The following is a 20992-nucleotide window of genomic DNA, read 5'->3' as shown; positions in this document are numbered from 1 at the left end:
GCTACTGCCCATTGCAACGTCGATGCCCAGACCGGCGATCCGATGAAGTGAGCAGTGCCGGCTCAGCGCTGCGCCGTCAGTGGATACACCGCCTGCCATCCGCCACCCAGCGCCTTGTACAACCCGACCGCGGCCAGCGACACGCCGGTCGAACTCTCGACCCATTGCTCCTGGGTCGCCAGCAACGCGCCTTGCACCGTGAGCACGTTGACGAAATCCACCACGCCCTCAACGTATTGCCGTTGGGCGGTTTGCAGAGCGACCTGGTTTTGATGCACGGCTTGGGCGAGGCTATCGCGGCGCAATTGGCTGGCGTTGTAGGCGCTCAGTTGGTCGTCGATTTCATGCCAGGCGCGCAGCACAGTTTGCTGGTAGGCGATGGCCGCTTCCTGTTGCTGGGCTTCGCGCAGGTTCAGCACGCCGTGCAAGCGTCCGCCGTCGAACAACGGCAAACTGAATTGCGGGCCGATACCGAATGCGCGCGAGCCCCAGGAACCGAAATCGCTCAACTGCATGGCTTGCGAGCCGACATTGCCCGACAGGGTAATGCGTGGATAGAAATCCCCTTTGGCCACACCGATGCTCGCGGTCGCGGCATGCAGACGGGCCTCTGCCTGGCGAATGTCCGGGCGGCGCTCGGCCAGTTGCGACGGCAGGCCGATGGCGACCTGACGCGGCGTCTGTGGCACTGGCGCGTCTGTGGATAACTCAGCCGCCAGCGCCTGTGGAGGTTCGCCCATCAACAGGCTCAAGGCGTTGATCAGTTGCGCCTGACGCTGCTCCAGCGCTGGCAGGCGCGATTCGATGGCCGCAACTTGTGCGGCAGCTTCGGCGACGTCCAGATCGGTTGCGACACCATCGGCAAGGCGCAGTTGCGACAGCTTCAGACTGTGGCGAGCGACCTCAAGATTCTGTTCGGTAACGGCCCGGGTGTTTTGCACGCCGCGCAGTTGGATGTAGTCCTGGGCGGTTTCGGCGAGCACCGACAGCAACACGCCACGACGGTCGTTTTCCGCGACTTCCAGGGTGGCGTCGGCGGCTTCGGTTTCGCGGCGCACCCGGCCCCAGAAATCCAGCTCCCAGGACGCGGAGAAACCGGCGTCCCAAAGATTGAACGCAGAATTTCCGTTGTGTCCCGACGGGTCCATCAAGCCTTCACCGCTGTTGCGTTTGCGCGCATAACCGCCGGTGGCTGCGGTCGTCGGGTAGCGGTCGGCGGTGATCACCTGACGCACCGCGCGGCTTTGCTCCAGGCGGCTGCTGGCGAGTTTCAGGTCAAGGTTGTCGGTCAGGGCACGCTGGCTCAGGGCCGAGAGTTTTGGGTCGTTGAACACTTCCCACCAGCGCTCGTTCATTGTCTCGGTGGTGGCCTGGCTGGCGGCTGCTTTTTTGGGTTTTGACCATTCGGTGATTTGTTCAGCTTCGGGCTTCTGGAAGTCCGGGCCTACTGTGCAGGCTGTAAGGCTCATAACCAGCAAGGCACTAAATATGAGTCCGGGCTGATGGCCTCTTCGCGGGCAAGCCCGCTCCCACAGTTGGCCAATGTGACCACAAAATCTGTGAACAACCGATAACCCTGTGGGAGCGGCGGTGCGACGATTCGACTTGCCCGCGATGGCGTCGGAGCAGGCAACGAAAATCCTCATCGCTGCGCAACCTCATGTTCAGCACCTGTGCTCGCCGTATCAATCCTCGCCTCCACCGACATCCCCACCCGCAACTTCTCGGCCAATGGCTGCCCCGGCTCCAGCACAATCTTCACCGGAATGCGCTGCACAACCTTGGTGAAGTTACCGGTCGCGTTGTCCGGCTTGACCGAGGCGAAGGTCACGCCGGTCGCCGGCGCGATGCTCTCGACGCGCCCGTTAAGCGCTGCGCCGTCAAAGGTGTCAACGCGTACCTGCACGTCCTGCCCGGGCAGGACATGGGTCAATTGGGTTTCCTGAAAGTTGGCCACCACATAAGCCTGCGCCAACGGCACCACCGCCAGCAGCTTGCTGCCCGGCGTGACATAGGCGCCAACCCGCACGGCACGCTCGCCGACCATACCGTCCTGCGGCGCGACGATGCGTGTGTAAGACAGCTCGTAGCTGGCCATTTCCAGCTTCGCCTGCGCCCGCTTCAAGCCCCCTTCAGCCCCGTCGCGTTGCGCCGCGAGAATGTCCACCTGCTTGCGTTCCGCCGTCAGCACCGCCGTGACATTGGTCAACCGCGCGCTGGCCTGGTCGATGCGCGTACGCGCTTGTTGCGCGTTCTGCACCGTACCGGCGCCGACCCCGGCGAGATGCTCGTAGCGATTGAGTTCATGTTCGGCGAAGGCCATTTCAGCCTTGGCCGATACCACCGAGGCCTGCGCCTGGGCGATCACTGATGTCTGGCGCTCAAGAGTCGCCTTGGCATTTTGCAGTTGCGCCTGGGCCACAACTGTTTCGGCAGAGGCCGCTTCAGCAGCCGCGCGCAGATCGCGGTCATCGATCAACGCCAGCAACTGCCCAGCCTTGACCTGCTGGTTGTCTTCCACCAGCACTTGCTTGATGAACCCGGCAACGCGCGGCACCACCAGCGTGTAGTCCGCCGAGACATAGGCGTCATTGGTGCTTTGTTGCGTGCGCTGGCCGAACAGGCCGGGCACCAGCAGATAAATCAGCACGCCCACCGCGATCACGACGGCAACGCCCACGGCCACTTTTTGCTTTGAATGAGTCGTCATAAAAACCTTCAGTTTCAGTGGAGCATTCAGGTCGGTGCGCGCGGCGGATAGATCCGCGTCGGCAGCCAGAAAATCAGCAGGATTAGCGCCACGGCGACACCGGCCATGCACAGGTAAAGGTCTGCTGCGGTCAGTACAAAAGCCTGCTCATGCAGCCGATGGGCAAGACCGGCGCTATCGGAATCGGCCAGGGGCGAATTGCCGAGGCGATCCACCAGCATTGTCGAGTGAAAGTGCAGTCGCACGGTGGTCAACGTCTCCAGCACGCCAGTGGCAATCACCGCCGCCAGGCCTTTCACGGTGTTGAACCAGGACGACGCGAACGGCCCGTCCATCGGGTTGATGCTGCCGGTCGCGAGCATCAATAACGGCAGCACCGCCATGGGCTGGCCGAAAATCTGCAGCAGTTGCAGCACATAGAAGTCATCGCCAATCCATGCCGAAGTCAGCTGCGACCCACCGAGGCACGAAACGGTCAGCATGCTCAGACCGATCCCCAGCACCCAGCGGCAATCGACCCACCGCAGGTTGCACAGCGCCGCCACCAACGGCAGCGCGATCAACTGTGGCAGCGCCGCCAGCAGCGTGACCGGCGCGGTCTGCACCGGGCGGTAACCCTGGACCTGCGCCAGGTAGCTGGACGGAATAATGATCACCGCCAGCAAAATCACCAGCACCCCGGCCAGGGTCAGCAAAGCGAATGACAGGTTGCGGATGCCGAGCATCTGCATCTTGAAAAACGGGATCGGCTGCGACCACTCGTTGATCAGAAACAGCACCAGCAACAGCAACCCGCCAACCAGCAAGCAACTGATCAGGCTCGACTCGAACCAGTCCAGCCGATTGCCCTGCAGAATGCCGATCACCAGCATGCAGATCGCCGGAAAACCCAGTAGCAAACCGCGCCAGTTGAACTGCTTGAAACGCTCCAGCCGCAGCGGGTCCTGGGGGATGCCGTAAGCCACCGCCACCATGGCGATCAGGCAGGGCGCGACGACTTGCCAGAACGTCCATTGCCAGCCGACATGCTCGGTCCACAACCCCGCCAGCGGCGTGCCGAGACCTGGGCCGAAGGTGGCGGTCAGGGCGTAACCGGCCAGGCCGTACAACTTCACATTGGCCGGCAGAAAACGCAGGGCGACGGTCATAAGCATCGGCGGCAATGCGCCACCGGCCAGGCCTTGCAAGGTACGCAGTACGAGCAGGCTTTCGTAGTTCGGCGCCAGCGGACACAACACCCCCAACAGGGTGAACGCGCTGATCGCACAGAGGGTGAAACGCCGCAACGAGAACGTCACCGCACACCACGGCGCGAAGGCCATCGCGGCCACCGAAGTCGCGGTGTAGCTGGCGACCAGCCAGGTGCCTTCGTCGTAGCCGATGGCCAAGGCGCCACGAATATCGGCCAGGGCGACCTTGGTCACCATCTCGTTCAGGCCCGAAACCAGCACCGCCAGCAGCACACCCACCAGGCCAATGATGATTCGCGGACCAAAAATCGGAGGCCCAGCCGCCGCTGGGCTGGCCGCGGCGAGAGGTGCCGTGACCGTGAGTGAAGTCATTGTTGCAAGCTCCGGGAACGAATACCCGAAGCATTTTATGAAGCAGCTGAGCTGACGAAAACTGACTTATCAGCAGGTTATAAGTGCGCTGGACGCAACGATACGAAACCTTGTAGGAGCGAGCTTGCTCGCGATGGTGGGGAACGATAACGCGTGAAAGCAGAAGCCCAGCGGCGCCTTTGGGTTTTTCGCGAGCAAGCTCGCTCCTACAGAGTCATGGTTCAAATCAGGATAGGTTGGGCCGCCAGCCACGTCTCGTCGCAACAGGTTTTGAGTGTTTCGCGCAGCCAGCGGTGGGCTGGGTCATTGTCGAATCGGGGGTGCCAGGCCTGGGTCAGCATGATGGTCGGCAACGGGACCGGCAGGGTGAACGAACGCAACTTCAGCCCCAGGCGACGTACGCTCAGCAGCGTTTCCCTGGGCACCGGCAGAATCAAATCGGAATCGGGCAAGGCGAACATCGCCGCATGAAAACTCGGCGCGATCACCGCCACTCGCCGTTCCAGACCCAGGGCGTTGAGTGCCGTATCGATCGGCCCGCGAGCGATACCGCGCCGGGACATGCTGATATGGGAAAAACCGGCGAAACGTTCGGCGGTGATCTCTTCATCGAGCAACGGATGATTTTCGCGCACCAGGCCGACGAACTGGGTGGAAAACAGGTTCTGCACTTTCACTTCCGGCATCAGCGGCCGGTTGTTGCTGACGCTCAGATCGATACGGCCCTCGCGCAAGGCCTCGTCATCGCCATCGCCCTCCGGAACAAACCGCAACTCGCAATGCGGCGCCTGCCGCTCCATGGTGTCAAACAGCTTGCCCCCGTAGATGCCAATGAAGAAGTCGTTGGCCCGAATGCTGAACCGCCGACGCAAACTGCCCAGGTCCACCACGCGGGCCGAGTGGAACAGTTGCGCGGCTTGCTCCACCAGATCCCGCACTTGATCGCGCAACTCCAGCGCCTTGGGCGTCGGCACCAGACCACGACCTGCGCGCACCAGGATCGGATCGCCGATGGCCTCGCGGATTCGCGTCAGCGTACGGCTCATGGCGGCTGGGCTGAGGTTCATTCGCCGTGCGGCACCCACAACGCTGCCTTCGTCGAGCAGGGCGTCGAGGGCGATGAGAAGGTTCATGTCTGGAAGTTGCATGGCGAGCACTCATTCCTGATCAGGATTGATTCAGGCGCAATGCTAGCAAACATGCCTTAGGTGTGTTGGCAGTTCCGGCCCCTTCGCTGGCAAGCCAGCTCCTACAGGGTTCTTTGTTGAACACAACTCTTCATCCACCGAAGAACCCCTGTAGGAGCTGGCTTGCCAGCGAAAGCGTCCGCACCGTCACCGCCATACTCCGCTTCATGTCCATCATCCGAATCCACACGAACCACTATCAGTTCTGCTAGTACTCAACTTTGGTCGACGCGCGTAAAACTAGGCTGAAACTCACGCCAGCCCATTCGCGAAGGTTTTTCGTATGGCTAAGCCCAATCCTGTTGTTCAACAGAATCCGAATTGGCAGCGTACGGTACTGCTGGCGCCGGACTTCAAAAATTCGGTAATCGCGGAAATCGATGCGGGGAATCCCAATCGTATTGCGTACTCACCTTACGGCCAGCAATCGGCGCAGCTTGAGCTCATGACGCGGTTAGGGTTCAACGGTGAACTGCGCGAGGCGAATACCGAATGGTATTTGTTGGGCAACGGTTACCGGGCTTACAACCCGAGGTTGTTGCGCTTTCACAGCCCGGACAGTTTGAGTCCGTTTGATAGGGGTGGGAGGAATGCGTATGTGTATTGCGGCGGGGAGCCGGTGATGAGTTCGGATCCGACGGGGCATTTCTTTGGATTTATTTCTTGGGGGTTCGGCAAGTTCTCAGACGAGACTGTCAGAAATTTTGTGTTCGGGCATAACATGTTGAAAAGGAGCATGTATGCCGACCAAGAAGAAAACGGCCTCGGAGGCCAAACCCGAGCTTCCTTCGATCCCGAAGGAGCTGATTGATCAGTTCGTCAAAGGTCCAATGAGCGCCGAGGCGATTCAGGACGCCGCGATGGCGTTCAAAAAGGCGCTGATTGAACGAGCCCTTGGCGCCGAACTGGGTCACCACCTTGGCTATCTTCAGGGCGCACAGCGCCCTGAAGAGACGAGTAACCAGCGCAACGGCACAAGCGGCAAGACCGTGTTGACCGACGATGGCCCGCTGCGGCTGGACATCCCGAGGGATCGCGACGGCAGCTTTGCGCCGATCCTGATTCCCAAACACGAGCGTCGTTTTACGGGTTTCGATGACAAGATCATTGCCATGTACGCCCGTGGCATGACCGTTCGCGAGATCCGGGCATTCCTTTCGGAGCAGTACGGGACTGACGTTTCCCATGATTTCATCAGCTCGGTCACCGACGCGGTCTTAGAGGAAGTTGCTGCCTGGCAGCAACGCCCACTTGAGCCGATGTATCCGGTGATTTTCTTCGATGCTCTGCGGGTCAAAATCCGTGAGGAAGGGCTGGTTCGCAACAAGGCCATTTACCTGGCGTTAGGGGTACTGCCAGACGGCACCCGAGATATCTTGGGCATTTGGATTGAGAACACTGAGGGGGCCAAGTTCTGGATGAAGGTCTTCAACGACCTCAAAACCCGAGGCGTCGAAGATGTGCTAATCGCGGTGACCGATGGCCTCAAAGGCATGCCAGAAGCCTTGAGCGCGGTGTATCCGACAGCGACCTTGCAGACCTGCATTGTGCATCTGATCCGCAACAGTCTTGATTACGCCGCCTGGGACAAGCGCCGTGAATTGGCCAAAGCCCTCAAGCCGATTTACCAAGCGCTTAATGTAGAAGCTGCCGAGCAAGCGCTGGACGCATTCGAAACCGGGCCTTGGGGCAAGCAGTACCCCACAGTCGTAGCCGCTTGGAGACGCGCCTGGGATCGAGTCATCCCGTTTTTCGTCTTCCCGCCTGGCATCAGAAAAGTGATCTACACCACCAATGCCATCGAGAGCATCAATGCTCAGCTGCGCAAGATCATCAAGACAAGAGGCCACTTCCCGACTGACGATGCGGCAACAAAGCTGATTTGGCTGGCACTGCAAAACATCACTGCCAATTGGGGCAGCGCGGCGCACGACTGGAAGACAGCCATGAATCAATTTGCGATTCTTTATGGAGATCGATTTACCAGGTCAAACTGGTGAAATGAGGGCTTGCCTGACGGCAGGCCGTTACCGGCCCGCACACAAAATATCTGACACTCCCTCTCAGACGGGCTCCGGGCAGCCGTCAGTAAGGCAACCACTTTTGCCACCAGCGCTGTCAGCAATACAGCAAGCACGATCAGCCGCAGTGCATCTCAGGTCGCTGATGTTTTAGGTAGTTCAAAAAAAGCACTGAGCAATGCCCTTCTCGGCGCTGAACCTTTTCCTGGACCTCCACCTCGCAAAACTGCACAAACACCACCCAAACATTACATCGTTACCCAGCCAAATCCATATAACGGACCCAATTCAGTCAGGGCTGAGCAGACTCCGTATGTGTCCATAAGTGGTCTTCGGATTACAGGCACGACGGGACCAACAAAGCGTGTCACAGAGCTTCGAAAGGGAAGTTAATCACCGTCCAAAAATCAGCGCGGTGAGCCCCCCCTCACCGCTGCATCCCCCACCGCTTCACCGTCACCCGCTCCAACGAATCAAACACCAGGTTCTCCACCAGCAACCCAATCAGAATCACCACCGCCAACCCGGCAAACACCTTGTCGGTGTACAGCTCATTACGATTCTGAAAGATGTACCAACCCAACCCACCCTTGCCGCTGGTCGCACCAAACACCAATTCAGCGGCAATCAACGTACGCCAGGCAAACGCCCAGCCGATTTTCAGGCCGGCGAGGATCGACGGTAGCGCCGCGGGGATCAGGATGAACAGCACGAAACGCATGCCCTTGAGGCCATAGTTGCGCCCGGCCATGCGTAGGGTTTCCGAGACGCCGAGGAAACCGGCGTAGGTGTTCAGCGCCAGGGCCCAGAGCACCGAATGCACCAGCACGAAAATCAGGCTGTTCTGCCCCAAACCAAACCACAGCAGTGCCAGCGGCAGTAGCGCGATGGCCGGCAGCGGGTTGAACATTGAGGTCAGGGTACTGAGCAGGTCGCGGCCGAACTGGGTCGACACCGCCAGTGTGGTCAGGCCGAACGCCAGGACGATGCCGATCAGGTAGCCCTTGAGCAACACCACCAGGGAAATCCACACCTTGCCCAGCAACTCGCCGCTGAGCAGACCGTCGTACAGCGCGCTGGCGGTTTGCACAAAGCTCGGCAGCAGCAGGTCATTGTTCTGAATGCGGGCAACCACTTCCCACAGCACCGCGAGCAAAACAAGGATCAGGCTTTTGCGAATCCAGCCCTGTTGCCACAAGCGTTGGCCAAGGGGCAGTTCACGCTCCAGCGGCACGCTGGTGAGTGGCTGCAATACGGTTTCGAATTCTTCACGCGGGGATGATAAATGGCTCATCGGGCCCTCCTCTCAACTGGCTCAATAAGCGATGCGGATGTCGGCGAAATCCAGTTCGCGCTCGGTTTCCGGCGACTGGCCTTCATCGAACAACAACCGATGAATGCGCCGCGCAGACTCCTGAAACGCCACGCCGCCGAGGCTGTGCAAATCGTATTGATGGCTGTGGACTTCCGCCCGCACCCGTCCTGGATGCGGCGACAGCAGTAGGATGCGGTTGCCCACCACCAGCGCTTCTTCGATGGAGTGAGTGACGAACAGCAGCGTGAAGCGCACCTCTTCCCAAAGCAGCAGCAACTCTTCCTGCATCTTGCGTCGGGTCAAGGCATCGAGTGCCGCGAAGGGCTCATCCATCAGGAGGATTTTCGGCTGCATGGCCAACGCCCGCGCAATGGCAACCCGCGCCTTCATGCCGCCGGACAAGGTATGCGGATAAGCATCGGCAAACGCCGCAAGGCCGACCTTCTCCAGGTAGTGCAACGCCCGCTCTTCGGCCTCTTTACGCTTGAGGGTTTTCGAGGCCAGCAGCGGAAACATCACGTTCTGTTTGACGGTCTTCCACGGTGGTAGTTGATCGAATTCCTGGAACACCACAATCCGGTCCGGCCCCGGCGCGTCGACGCGCTGACCTTGCAGACGAATCTCGCCCTCGACGGGCTGGATGAATCCCGCGGCGGCTTTGAGCAAAGTCGACTTGCCGCAACCGGATGGGCCAAGCAGCACAAAGCGGTCCGCTGGATCAATTTCGAAACTGACTTGATGGGTCGCCCGCACCACCCGCTGGGGCGTGCGGTATTCCAGGCTGACGTTATCGACCGACAGCAGCGCTTGGGCTGCTGCGTTCGGTTTGCTGACCGTGTGGCCTTGCAAAGGGGCGTTCATACAGATCAGCTCCCTTGCAGCGGTTTGGCATCCTGGAAGAAGTAATCCTTCCACGAATCCGGTTTGTTCTTGATCGCGCCGACGCGGTAGAGGAACTCGGCCAGCGGGTAAGTATTTTTCGGCGTAACGCTGAATTCGAACTGCGGGTTGTCGATGATTTTCAGCAACGCTGCGCGGTCGATTTTCGCCTTGGTGACGCGGATGTAAGTGTCCGCCGCCGCGCCTTTATCGTTCTGTGCAAATTGCGCCGCTTCGGTCAGGGCTTCGATGAAGGCTTTGTAGGTTTTCGGGTTTTCGTCGCGGAATTTCTCGGTGGCGAACAGCACCGTCGGCGAGTTCGGGCCGAGCAGGTCATAGGTGTTCAGCACCACGTGCACGTTCTTGTTTTCCAGCGCCTGATCCTGGAACGGCGGGTTAGAGAAGTGCCCGGTCAATTCGGTGCCGCCAGCAATCAGCGCCGCCGTGGCATCGGGGTGCGGAACGGCGATGGTGTATTTGTCCAGGCGATTGAATTCCTTGTCGCCCCACTGCTTGGCGGCCGCGTATTGCAGGAATCGCGACTGCACCGACACGCCCACCGCAGGCACGGCGATACGGTCCTTCTCGGTGAAATCGGCAATGGTTTTGACCTTCGGATTATTGCTCACCAGGTAGTAGGGGAAGTTACCCAGAGACGCCACGGCTTTGACGTTCTGCTTGCCGTGGGTACGATCCCAGATGGTCAGCAGCGGGCCGACCCCGGCGCCGGCAATATCGATGGACCCAGAGAGCAGCGCATCATTGACCGCAGCGCCACCGGAGAGCTGGGTCCAGTCGACCTTGATGTCGATGCCTTCCTGCTTGCCGTACTTCTCGATCAGGTTCTGATCGCGCACCACGTTGAGCAGCAAATAGACGATACCAAACTGTTCGGCGATGCGGATTTCACCTTCGGCGTGGGCCACGGTCGGCGCCACCAGGCTGCCGGCGATCAGGCTGAAACCCAGGCCGATGGCCGCGGCCAGCGGTGCAAAAGGAAGACGTTTGGACATGATCAAATCTCCGGCAAATCAGAAAGGCGCGTCGCCCTGGATGGTGGTGCGATACAACTTGCGGCGCAGGTAACTCGGGCATCCGGCGGCAAGGTGGATCAGCGAACGGTTGTCCCAGAACACCAGATCATGGGGTTGCCACTGATGGCGGTAGATGTTTTGCGGCAACACGCTGTGGGCGTAGAGCTCGGCCAGCAGTTGCTGGCTCTCGTCGTCCGGCAGGCCAACGATGCGGGTGGTGAAGCCTTCGCTGACGAACAACGCCTTGCGGCCGTTTTCCGGGTGAGTGCGCACCACCGGATGAATAACTTCGGCCACTTGCGCCAACTGCTCCGGCGTCAGGGTCGGGCGCCAGTTGCCTTCGAATTTGGTTTCGCTGTAGCGCGCCGTATAGGAATGCGCCGCCGAGCGACCTTCGACCGCTTTGCGTAATGCCTCGGGCAGGCTGTCCCAGGCTTTGTGCATGTCGGCGAACAGGGTGTCGCCGCCTTCCGATGGCAACTCTTGTGCGTGCAGCATCGAACCCAGGCTTGGCAGTTCTTTGTAGGAGAGGTCGGAGTGCCAGAACTTGCCGGCATCGCCCAAGCCGATGTTCAGGCCGTTCTCGACAATGTTGGAAACGATGAGGATTTCCGGATGCCCGGCCAGCAGGAACTGCTTGAGCACATGGATCTGCAACACGCCAAAACGGCGGCTGAAAGCGATCTGTTGTTCAGGCGTAATGCGCTGGTCGCGGAACACCACTACGTGATGATCCAGATGCGCGCGGTGAATGCGCGCGAAGTCCTGATCATTGATCGGCTGGGACAGATCGAGGCCGATGATTTCGGCGCCGACGGCACCACTGAACGGACGGATTTCGAATAGCTGCGGCGCGATGGCCGCGGCGCTTGGGGTAGCAGTAGCTGCAGACATAAATCACTCCCACGCACGGCACGCTCAAAGGCGCGCGCGTCGATCAGAAACTCACGGAGGTCCCGTGTTGGTTCGTGTCGTGCGGCGCGCCGATTGGTCGGCAGGTACGCAGGGGTGTGACTTTATAGATATAAGAACAGTAATTTAAATACCGTTAGCGAATAACCATATGGCTTAAAGATGGGAGCCTTTAAGGACGCCTTCGCGGGCAAGCCTCGCTCCTACAGGTTTTTGCGCATTCCTTGTAGGAGCGAGGCTTGCCCGCGAAGAGGCCATCAGATGCATCTCAAATCCTGGACCTTATCTGGCCCAGTCAATCACTTCGCTGTAAGGCGTCTGCAAGTCCCGCTCGGGGATTTCCCAGATGATCAGCTTGGGCGGCGTCTGCTTAAACGCCGGGTTGTTGAAGTAGCCATTGGCGCCGCCGGAGAACTCGCCCCCATCCTTGGCGAAGTTGCCGATCGGTGCACCCAGGGCCTGTTGCAGGAAGCCGGCGAAATTGGAGTTACGCGAGAACGACGTACCGATCAGCGCCACGTTGGGCAGGTTGTCGTCGCCGAACAGATCGTCGAGGTTATCGCCGCCGCTTTGTGCCTCGGCAGCCTTCTCGCTGATCTGCGTGGCGGCCACGGTTTCCGGCGCCGGTTGCCAGGTCACTGGCAACCATTCAAGCCCGGCCAGGCGCACCAGGTCGCCAGGACGCCGCGCCGGGTCTTGCAGCTTCACATCGAAATCCTTGTGTGGCGTGGCGCTGATGCCCATGGCTTGCACCTGCTTGGCCACAGCCTTGGCGGCCGCCGCAGAACCGGTTTCGCCCCAGTGGGTGTCGGTACGCAGATACGCGTCGGCGCCCAGGGGTTGCAGGGTCGGCGCCAGATCGATCGCGGCGACACCGGCCTTGTTCAGGCCATCGACCCAAACCACGGCGCGATCGTGCAACTGCGCCGGACGACGCAAGTCGCACAGCTGCGCACTGGCGATGCGGCTCTTGTCCGGCACCACCGCCACCAGCAGCGTGACACCGCGTTTGGCCAAGCGTTGCTGGATATCTCGCACAACGCCGGCCTTGGTCTCGGCATTGGCTTGAGCATGACGATTGATGCGCATCTCGTCGGTCAGGAACAGCCAGCCAGGGCAGCCGGAACGCACGCGCGGACCGGTATCGTGCAGCGCCAGCCAGCTACCGCCACGCTCCAGGTTTGCGGCCTGCTCGGGCACTGCGCCCTTCGACAATTGCTTGGCAATCTTGTGGGTCACCTCACCATGAAGCACGTCATCAAGGGTCAGTTTGGGCGGCAGCATCTCGACCTTGCCGCTGAGCAAGAGCCAGGCGCAGGACGCAAAACCGATCGCCAGGAACGCGACAAACACAACACCCGCCGCCTTGCTGATACGGGCGTTAAGTTCACTCGGTGGAACCGGTACGTGGGAAGAAGACATGGGCGCGGCCGTCAGAACTGGAAGTACAGGAAAGGTACTGCTTCACGACTCGCGATCAACGCGAACGAGAGCAGGAAACCCACCACCGGCCACAAGGCCGCCATCGGTGCATAGAACCCGTAATCGCCAAACCGTTGTTCATAGCGGTTGTGCAGCAGCGGCGCGACGACGCACACCACGCCGAGCAAGGCCGCCAAGCCATGCGCCGGGCGCAAGGTCACCGCCAGCGCATCGCCCAAGGCAAAGCCGTGCAGACCGAACTGGCCGGCGTACATGGTCATTGCCGAATGGAAATCCGGGGCGCGGAACAGGGTCCAGGCGAGGAACACAAACAGCAGCGTCAAGGTATGCGACAACAGTGGCGGGATGCTTGGCAGGCTGGAGCGCGACCACAAGCGATCGACACACAAGGCGATGCCGTGGGCCGAACCCCACAGCAGGTAGTTCCAGCTGTCGCCGCCATGCCACAGGCCGGCGATGGCCATGGTCAGGAACAGGTTGCGATAGGTCTTCCATGCGCCGTTGCGGTTGCCGCCCAGGGCAATGTACAGGTAGTCGCGCAGCCAACTGGACAGCGACAAATGCCAGCGCCGCCAGAAGTCCTGAATGCTGCTGGCCAGATACGGCCGGTTGAAGTTTTCCGGGAAGTGAAAGCCCAGCATCAGGCCCAGGCCGATGGCCATGGCGCTGTAGCCGGCGAAGTCGAAAAACAATTGCAGCGAGTAGGCCAGGCAACCGATCCAGGCGTCGACGAACGACGGGTTTTCCAGATGGAACGCGACGTCCACCAGTGGCGACAAGGTGTCCGCCACCAGCACCTTCATGCACATGCCGATCATGAAGCGGCGAGCGCCCAGGGAAAAATTCTGCCAACTGAAATAGCGCTGAGTCAGCTCACGGCGCACCCAGTCATAGCGAATGATGGGACCTGCAATCGAGTGACCGAACATCGATATGTAGGTCGCATAATTGATGAAGCTGCGCTCTACCGGCACCGTGTGACGATGCACATCTACCAAATAGGAAATCGCCTGCAAGACGATGAACGACAGCCCCGCCGGCAACGCCACCCGCTGCCACTCCAGCGGCATGGCGCCGTAGTAAGTGATCAGCTCGCTCCATGTCCCGGCCAGAATGTTGGCGTATTTGTACCAGCACAGCACCGCCGTGTTGATCACGATCAGCGTGGCCAGCAGCCGCACCCGTCCCTTCGAACCCTCACGGGCCCGGTCCACCAACAGGCCACCGACCCATGCAACGATGGTCAACACCACGTGCAGGGTCAGAAACAGCGGGCTCAGCCAACCATAGAACAGCCAGCTGCCAATCAGCAGAATGACGTTGCGCCAGGCCGGTTTGCCCAAGGCATACATCAGCAAAAACGCAGGCAAAAACAGCGTCAGGAACTCGAGTGAGGCGAAGACCATGGCAGCGGCAGAATCCGATCAGTGGGACAAGGTATCCGTAGCATTCAAGAGACGCGGCCCGGTTGCCGACGGCACCACCAGCACACTGTAACGCTCGCCCGCCTTGAGCTCGCCCAGGTCCAGCGGCGCGCCGACATTGGCGTTCGCACACACCAGTTGCACCGACAGGGTCACCGGGTTGATCGAGCGACGCTGCAAGCTGTCCACCGGCACTGCCTTGAACAGATCGGCGGTTCGCCCGGCAGGACGCAAGCTCGCATCGGCACACGCGGCATCGACATTGAAGAACGCCAGAGAAGCCTTCAGGCCGTTGAAGTCGTCAGGCTGCTCGCGCACCGCGACTTGCTTGATGCCGGTCCCGTCTGGCACCGCGACCACCGTGGCGAATTCGCCGGGTTCGATTTTCAGGTCCATGGCCAGTTTTTGCGCGCCACTGACCAGGGTGCCCTTGACTGGACTGCTCGATTGCACCGGGAAAAACAGCGATACCGGCTGCGCCGCTTCCAGGCGCATCGGCGGTTGCCCGGCCTGGGCGATGACATCCAATGGCGCGGCGCTCGCGTTGACGAAACGAATGAATGCCGCGTCCTCACTGGGGCCAGTGGGATACAAGGCAAATTCCGCGGCCAGGGCATTGACGCTGGAACACAGCGCCGCCGCGGCGCACACAGCCGAGAGTGCGCGCATCACTGCTTGGCTCCCTTGTTGCTGACCGCGCCGGCCGGCAGTTTGGCCAGCGCGCCGCCGATGGCAGTAGCCCATGATTTATAACCGGCGACGGTGAAGTGCTGACCGTCGGTGGTGATCCACTCGCCCGGCTTGGAGAATGTCAGCGAATCAATGTAGGTGCACGGCGCCACGTTGCTCGCCAGGAACGCCGACATCAGCTTGGTACGCGCATCGTTCTTCTTGTACATGCCGCCTTCCTTGCCCCAGGCCGGACCAACCCAGGCGCACTTGGCACCGTTGGCGGTGATTTCCTTGGCCAGGGCGGTCACGTTCTGCCAGGCCCAGGCTTTCGGAAAAGCCGGTTTGTCGTAGGAAGCCATGGTGTCGCCGATCACCAGCACCACCAGGTCAGGCTTGTCGGCGGCAATCAGATCCTTGATCGGCGTGGTAGTCGCTTCGCGCCCCTTGATGACGATCTTGCCGTTGCCTTTTTGCTCGGCGCCGCAATCGACATTCTTGGTGATCAGCCAGTCGCCGGCGCTGGCGCCGCATGCGCCGATCGAATGCACGATCGCGCCTTGCTGGGTCAGATTGGCTTGCAGCGGCTCCATCAAGTGGTCCGCCAGGCTCATGTGGCTTTCGCCCAGAACCAGAAGGGTCATACCGGCAAGAACGGAAGAAGGCATTGAAGTCTCCAGGTATCAGTTGGAATAAGGGGAGCGGTAGGGGCTGACCGGCAGTTCCATCGGGCCGTTCATGTTTTCGAACATGTAGCGCAGGTACATCGCCCCAGTGAATTGCTTGTAATCCTGAGCGTTGTCCAGACCGAGGTTGGCACCGAGGATAAAGTTCGAACCAAATTTATACTCGCCGGCACCGCTCAGGCTGTAACCCACGCCCGTCTTGTTCTGGCCTTTGTAACGCTGGTCGTTGGCCGCCTGCAGGTCTTTGTCGTTGGGGAAGAAATCCGCCGCATCCTGCTCGAAGTACTGAACACCCACAGAGCCCTTGACCTGATAGGAGAAACGTTCGGTGCGCTGCGCCCAGGTTACCGGCACACCCAGGGCAAAGTAACTTTGCGGGCTGAAGTAACCGCCATGGCCATAGGTGAAGAAGTCCTGGTTGTTTTCGAAGCTCAGGCCGGTGGCGCTCAGGCCGAGGGTCAGCTTGCTGTCCTCGGCATTTTGCAGGTACCAGTACACACCGCCGCCCAGCTCGGTACGGCTGTTGGACTGCACGTTGTGACCCAGCAATTTGTGCCACGAACCGTAGCCATAGCTGCCCACTTCCTGGTTGTCATAGCTCAACTGCGCGCGACCGCCGTTGGCCGTCACACCACCCCACGACTGGTCGGTGCGCTTGTCGGTGGCCCCGGCGAACGAGGTGACGCTGTCGGTCACCGGACGCCGCGAGACGCTGACGCCGTAATGCATGTTGGAGTTGTCAGCGAGCGGTCGATCAACGCTCACGCCACCAGCCGCGGTGCTGTACTTGAAGCCGATCGGCGTGGTGCCGATATCAGCCTTGACGCCTTCGTCCGGCCGGGCATACGCCACGCTCAGGCCCACCCCTTTATCACGCTGGGAGCCAGTGCCATCAGGCGATGCGCCGCCACCACCGAAACGGGTGGCCGCGTCGCTGCCGACACTGCCCGCATTCAGCGACACCGGCGTCACGCGGACGGCGTAGCGGTTTTCGCCGGATGGCACGTTGATCTCCAGCGGTGTTTCAACGTCAGTCATCTTGCTCAGCCCCGATTCGCTGTCGTTGCTGCGAATCGTCACACCTTGGGTCACGTAGCCGCTGCGTTCCTGAAGAATATTGTCCAGGGCGCGCTGGGCCGAACTGACCTGATCGACCGCCACGTTGACCGTGCCCTGCGGTGCGAACGGGTTACCCGTGGCACCGGCAAAACGCCCGGCCGGCAACGCCTGGCGCCCCGTGCCAGTGGCGACCGCACGCGGCTGGGCCTGAGCCGGATAAGCATCGGCTGGCAGCCCGGCATTGCTGGCGAGCATGACAGGCTCCACCGCTTCCAGTTGCGCCTGCGCCGGGGCCGGAATGGTATCCATGGGCGCGCGGCTCACCTGGTTGCGCTGGCCTGGCTGGCCCACGAACGGGTTCGGCGCGACGTTCAGGCTGTTGGCCTGGGTCGTCAGGCTGCGTTTCTGCTCGTTCTGCTCGATGGCCACGGCCTTGCGCAGCAGCTCGGTCGCCTGGCTGCTCTTGCCCATGCTGCGATAGATCCGCGCCGCCTCGGTCAGCGATTGCGGATCGTAGGTTTCCAGTTTGAGGAATTGCTCGAGTGCGCGATCGGCATAACCGACGTCGTGCGCCTGCACCGCTGCATCGGCGGCATTCAGCAAAATTTGCGGGTCGTTGGGCCGCTGCTGCAACAGCGGTTTATACAGCGCAAACGCCTTGGCATTGTCGCCATTGCTGGCGTACATCCGCGCCAGCGCCGAAACCGCGCCCACATCCCCGGACGCGAAGCCATCGCCGGCGCCAAGGTGTCGTAGGCCGCGGCCAGATCACCGTTTTCGCGCAGGATATCGGCCTGGCGAATTCGGTATTGATACAACACGTCGTCATAGCGTTTGCGGGTGGCCACACTCATCTGCTGGTTTTGCAGACCGTGCAGGATCGAGTTGACCTGCGCATCGTCGCCCGTCTTGAGCTGCAGGTTGGCGTATTGCAGCATCAGGTCTGCGGACGGCGTCGGCGTCTGGGCAATCACATCACGCATCATCGATTGTGCGCGAGCCGGATCGCCGGCATCGACATAGGCCGATGCCAGGGTCGCCATGCCGTCAGGGGTGCGGCTGGCCACGGACTGCAAACGATCGAGCAAGGCCAGCGCTTCCTGGCGCTGCCCACGCTTGGCGATGCTCGCCGCCAGTTTGATCTGCACCGTGAGGGTGATCTGGTCGGCCAGTGCATTCATGTCTGCGGTGCGGCGCTCGGCCGGAATTCGGCTGATGGTCGCTTGCGCAGCGTTCCACTGTTCCATTTCCACCGAGAGCAAGGCGCTGGTGTACAGCGCATCGATGTCGGTCGGATGGGCTTTTAGGTAGGTGTCGATCAGCTCTCGGGCTTTCTGTGGTTCGCCAGCCTTTAGGTACAGACGCGCCAGGTCGAAACGGGTCCAGACATTGTCCGGGTCGTCCAGTACGGCTTGCGCCAGGGCTTGCTGCGCGGCGCGCGCATCACCGCGCTGCTCGGCGAGTTTGGCCGCTTGCGTAGAGCGCAATGCGCGCAGGCGAGCGCTGTCGCCCATCTCGGCCTGTTGGGCCGGGGGCAAGGTGTCGAGCAAGCGCAGGGCTTCATCGGCCTGACCGGTTTGTGTCAGCACATTGACCAGCCCCTGGACGGCCTGAGGGTTGCCCCGTTGCACGTTCAGCACTCGGCGATAATTGGTCTGCGCGGCGTCCAGCTGCCCGGCCTGGGCCTGGATATCGGCCAGGGTCAGGCGTGCATCGATTCCGTTGGGGTTCAGGCGCATGGCCTGGGCGACGCTCTCCTGTGCCTTGGCCGGTTGCGTCTTGGCCTGATCGCGGGCCTGTTGCAGCAATGCCCAATAGCGCACGCTGTCCAAGGCTGGCTTCCAGCGTGTCCCGCCATTGGCGATGGCGCGGTTGAGGAAATGCTCGGCTTCGCCGAGGCGGTTCTGTTGTTGGCGCACCACGCCCATGCCACCGAGGGCATCGACGTCGTCGGGTTTGTTTTTCAAACGGGCGGTAAACGCCTGCTCGGCACCGGCCTGGTCGCCCTTCTCCAGCGCGTGGAGTCCACGCGCCACCATTGGGTCCTGCTGCCACACTGCCCCACCGGAGCTAGCCGACTGCGACTTGCCTTTGTTCAGCAAATCACGGATTTCCTTGTCGTCCGGATGCACCTTCAGGAACTCTTCGAACAACGGCACCTGCGCGGCATTCGGCGGCCCGGTCCAGACCAGCGCCAGGCGCCAGCTCTCATCGGCGTCACCGGCGATGTCGGTGCGGGTCGACAACTTCGCCAGGGCGCGGATGCCTTCCGGGCGGCTGTCTTCGTGGCGTACCAGGTGCTTGGCCAGGAACAACGCTACGATCGAGTCATTCGGCGTCTCACGCAGCAGCCGCTCCAGGCCTTTGCGAGCCTCAGGCCAACTGGCGTCGTTGAAAGCCAGGTTGGTGTAGAACTCACGGCCAACCTTGCCTTCGGGTGTGCGATCGGCGAACAACTTGCGAAATACTACGGTGGCCTGGTCGCGCTGGTCGCCATCGGCCAGGCGTCGGGCCTCATTGAGCAGTGCAATGTTCTCTGGCTCGGCCAGGGCAATGTCCTGTTCCAGCTGCGCCGCCAGCCATGGCCGTGGCGACAACGCCTGCAAGCGCGCCAGATACTGTTGCGCCTGCTCGGTTTTTTTCTGTTTAACGCTGATCAGACCCATGCCGTAGAGCGCATCGACCTGTTTCGGGTCCAGGCGCAGTACTTTTTCCCAGGCCTCGGCGGCCCGCGCAGCGTTATCCCGGGCCTGCCAATACTCACCCTGTTCAACCAGCAGCGCCTGTGCCTCGTTGGTATCTGCGTGGGCTGCGGTGCCGATAAGGGCGGTGAGAATACCGATGGCTAGCGTGTGACGGCGCGGGTACATGACGTCTCCCAAGACAATTTGAGTGTTCCGTCATCACGAAACTGATAGCGTTTTTCAGCCCAGCCCAGTGCGAACAGACTGAGCATGGCGTTGTAGTACAGCGGTTCGGTACGTTCGCCATCGGCCTTGGCGAGTGCCGCGTTCAAAGCTTCTTCGACGCGACGCTGCTGTTGCTCGGCCAACCACGGCTGGCCCTTGGCCTGGAAGTACGGAATCAGCGCCGCAGAGTACCCGAACGGGCCCTGACCTTCGAGAGCACCGCTGATGACTTGTACCTTTTCCGGTGGAATACCGGTGGAAGCCGTGCTGGTGGACATGCCGTCCAGACGCGCCAGCATCGGTGCGGCCAACGGGTCGGATTTGGGCGTCATGCCGGCCCACAAATAGACGCGGATGGCGTCATAGCTGCCCAACTCGCCTTTGACCGGATCGACCACAAACAACCCGGCTTTCGGTGCGGTCGCGCGGTAACCGATCCAGTCCGCCACATAGCCCCTGGGGCTGGAAGCGCTGACCATTTTCACGGTGTTTTCGGCGATTTCTTTCCACGGCCCGGTCGGTACTTCCTTGGCCAGTCGACGCAGCAGCGGCAGCGGCAAATAGCTCGGATTCAGGCGCCACAGATGATCGGGCTGTACGAAACCTTCGGGCCCTGGCAGAACCATTTTGCCCAGGCCTGGCAAGCTCACCACCAATTTTCCTTCAATGTTTTTGAGCAGGCGCAAGGCATCTTCGCGATAGTCCGGACGCTGCCACAGGCGGGCTGCTTCGAGTAGGGAGTAGGCGATCCACAGGTCCGAATCCGACGCCGAATTGACGTCCTGCAGTTGCCAGATACCGTCCTTGCCCTGGCCCCACAACCAGCCGGGCAGGCGATTGCCGATGTCAGAGCCAGCCATGTTGTTGGCGGTCCATTTCCACAAGGCATCGAAGCGCTCACGGTCGTTGCCGATCAGGGCAAACAGCATCCCGTAGGACTGGCCTTCGGACGTACTGTGATTGAGCTCCTGGCTGGACTCCAGCAGGCGCCCGTCGTTCTGTACGAAACGCGCGGCATAGGCTTGCCACAACGGCCAGTCGGCGCCGTGACAGGCTGTCCCCTCAGCCATGGCCGGTGTAAGGCTCAGGGACATCAGCGTACCGGCCAGCCACAGCACGGCCCGACCCCAGCGGCGTACGGGAGTCAGTTTGCAACGGTGGATTGCGAGGGTGTCCATGACG

15 protein-coding genes and 1 pseudogene are annotated in these 20992 nt (G+C 61.0%); 2 read left to right on the top strand and 14 right to left on the bottom strand.

Annotated features, from left to right (window positions below):
* Nucleotides 1-62: 62 nt before the first annotated feature.
* The 4 genes from CES87_RS10990 to CES87_RS10975 form a co-directional block, all read right to left on the bottom strand.
* Entirely contained in the window at nt 63-1646 is a 1584-nt protein-coding gene (locus tag CES87_RS10990; protein ID WP_128606133.1) for an efflux transporter outer membrane subunit, read from the bottom strand.
* Nucleotides 1643-2710 carry an HlyD family secretion protein gene (locus tag CES87_RS10985; RefSeq protein ID WP_128606132.1) on the bottom strand — a complete coding sequence of 356 codons (1068 nt, stop codon included), beginning with the start codon at nt 2708-2710 and terminating at the stop codon, nt 1643-1645. The genes CES87_RS10990 and CES87_RS10985 overlap by 4 nt, the downstream gene beginning before the upstream one ends.
* Before the next feature lie 26 nt (nt 2711-2736).
* Nucleotides 2737-4272, bottom strand: a complete 1536-nt coding sequence (locus CES87_RS10980) for an MFS transporter (RefSeq protein WP_128606131.1) — start codon at nt 4270-4272, stop codon at nt 2737-2739.
* A gap of 221 nt (nt 4273-4493) precedes the next feature.
* Complete coding sequence (locus tag CES87_RS10975; RefSeq protein ID WP_128606130.1) at nt 4494-5420, bottom strand: LysR family transcriptional regulator; 927 nt, start codon at nt 5418-5420, stop codon at nt 4494-4496.
* Between the two features lie 322 nt (nt 5421-5742).
* Here CES87_RS10975 and CES87_RS10970 point away from each other — a divergent pair, with 322 nt between their 5' ends.
* Complete coding sequence (locus tag CES87_RS10970; RefSeq protein ID WP_128606129.1) at nt 5743-6270, top strand: RHS repeat-associated core domain-containing protein; 528 nt, start codon at nt 5743-5745, stop codon at nt 6268-6270.
* A complete protein-coding gene (locus CES87_RS10965; RefSeq protein WP_128606128.1) occupies nt 6200-7459 on the top strand; it encodes an IS256 family transposase in 1260 nt (419 codons plus the stop codon). The genes CES87_RS10970 and CES87_RS10965 overlap by 71 nt, the downstream gene beginning before the upstream one ends.
* A 448-nt stretch (nt 7460-7907) precedes the next feature.
* On the opposite strand, the gene CES87_RS10960 is transcribed toward CES87_RS10965, so the two are convergent.
* The 10 genes and pseudogenes from CES87_RS10960 to bcsZ form a co-directional block, all read right to left on the bottom strand.
* Nucleotides 7908-8774 carry an ABC transporter permease gene (locus CES87_RS10960; protein WP_128606127.1) on the bottom strand — a complete coding sequence of 289 codons (867 nt, stop codon included), beginning with the start codon at nt 8772-8774 and terminating at the stop codon, nt 7908-7910.
* Between the two features lie 21 nt (nt 8775-8795).
* Complete coding sequence (locus CES87_RS10955; RefSeq protein WP_128606126.1) at nt 8796-9656, bottom strand: ABC transporter ATP-binding protein; 861 nt, start codon at nt 9654-9656, stop codon at nt 8796-8798.
* 5 nt (nt 9657-9661) lie between these two features.
* A complete protein-coding gene (locus CES87_RS10950) occupies nt 9662-10687 on the bottom strand; it encodes an ABC transporter substrate-binding protein (RefSeq protein WP_128606125.1) in 1026 nt (341 codons plus the stop codon).
* Nucleotides 10688-10705: 18 nt separating this feature from the next.
* The gene (locus CES87_RS10945) at nt 10706-11602 is read right to left on the bottom strand and encodes a TauD/TfdA family dioxygenase (RefSeq protein WP_128606124.1); all 897 of its coding nucleotides are present in this window, start codon (nt 11600-11602) and stop codon (nt 10706-10708) included.
* 300 nt (nt 11603-11902) lie between these two features.
* Nucleotides 11903-13042 carry a cell division protein FtsQ gene (locus CES87_RS10940; protein WP_128606123.1) on the bottom strand — a complete coding sequence of 380 codons (1140 nt, stop codon included), beginning with the start codon at nt 13040-13042 and terminating at the stop codon, nt 11903-11905.
* Between the two features lie 11 nt (nt 13043-13053).
* Entirely contained in the window at nt 13054-14469 is a 1416-nt protein-coding gene (locus tag CES87_RS10935) for an MBOAT family protein (RefSeq protein WP_128606122.1), read from the bottom strand.
* Between the two features lie 18 nt (nt 14470-14487).
* A complete protein-coding gene (locus CES87_RS10930; RefSeq protein ID WP_128606392.1) occupies nt 14488-15156 on the bottom strand; it encodes an alginate O-acetyltransferase AlgF in 669 nt (222 codons plus the stop codon).
* Nucleotides 15156-15824, bottom strand: a complete 669-nt coding sequence (locus CES87_RS10925) for an SGNH/GDSL hydrolase family protein (protein WP_128606121.1) — start codon at nt 15822-15824, stop codon at nt 15156-15158. The genes CES87_RS10930 and CES87_RS10925 overlap by 1 nt, the downstream gene beginning before the upstream one ends.
* Nucleotides 15825-15839: 15 nt before the next feature.
* Nucleotides 15840-19771 (bottom strand): annotated as a pseudogene (locus tag CES87_RS10920) (cellulose synthase subunit BcsC-related outer membrane protein).
* A complete protein-coding gene (gene bcsZ, locus CES87_RS10915) occupies nt 19747-20988 on the bottom strand; it encodes a cellulose synthase complex periplasmic endoglucanase BcsZ (protein ID WP_128606120.1) in 1242 nt (413 codons plus the stop codon). Before bcsZ ends, CES87_RS10920 begins: the two are co-directional and overlap by 25 nt.
* Between the last annotated feature and the right edge of the window lie 4 nt (nt 20989-20992).

The organism is Pseudomonas sp. ERMR1:02, from assembly GCF_002277815.1.
In the GTDB taxonomy this organism is placed as follows: Bacteria; Pseudomonadota; Gammaproteobacteria; order Pseudomonadales; family Pseudomonadaceae; genus Aquipseudomonas.
The sequence above is the reverse complement of the archived record's forward strand: the minus strand, read 5'-3'. Positions and strand labels throughout refer to the sequence as shown.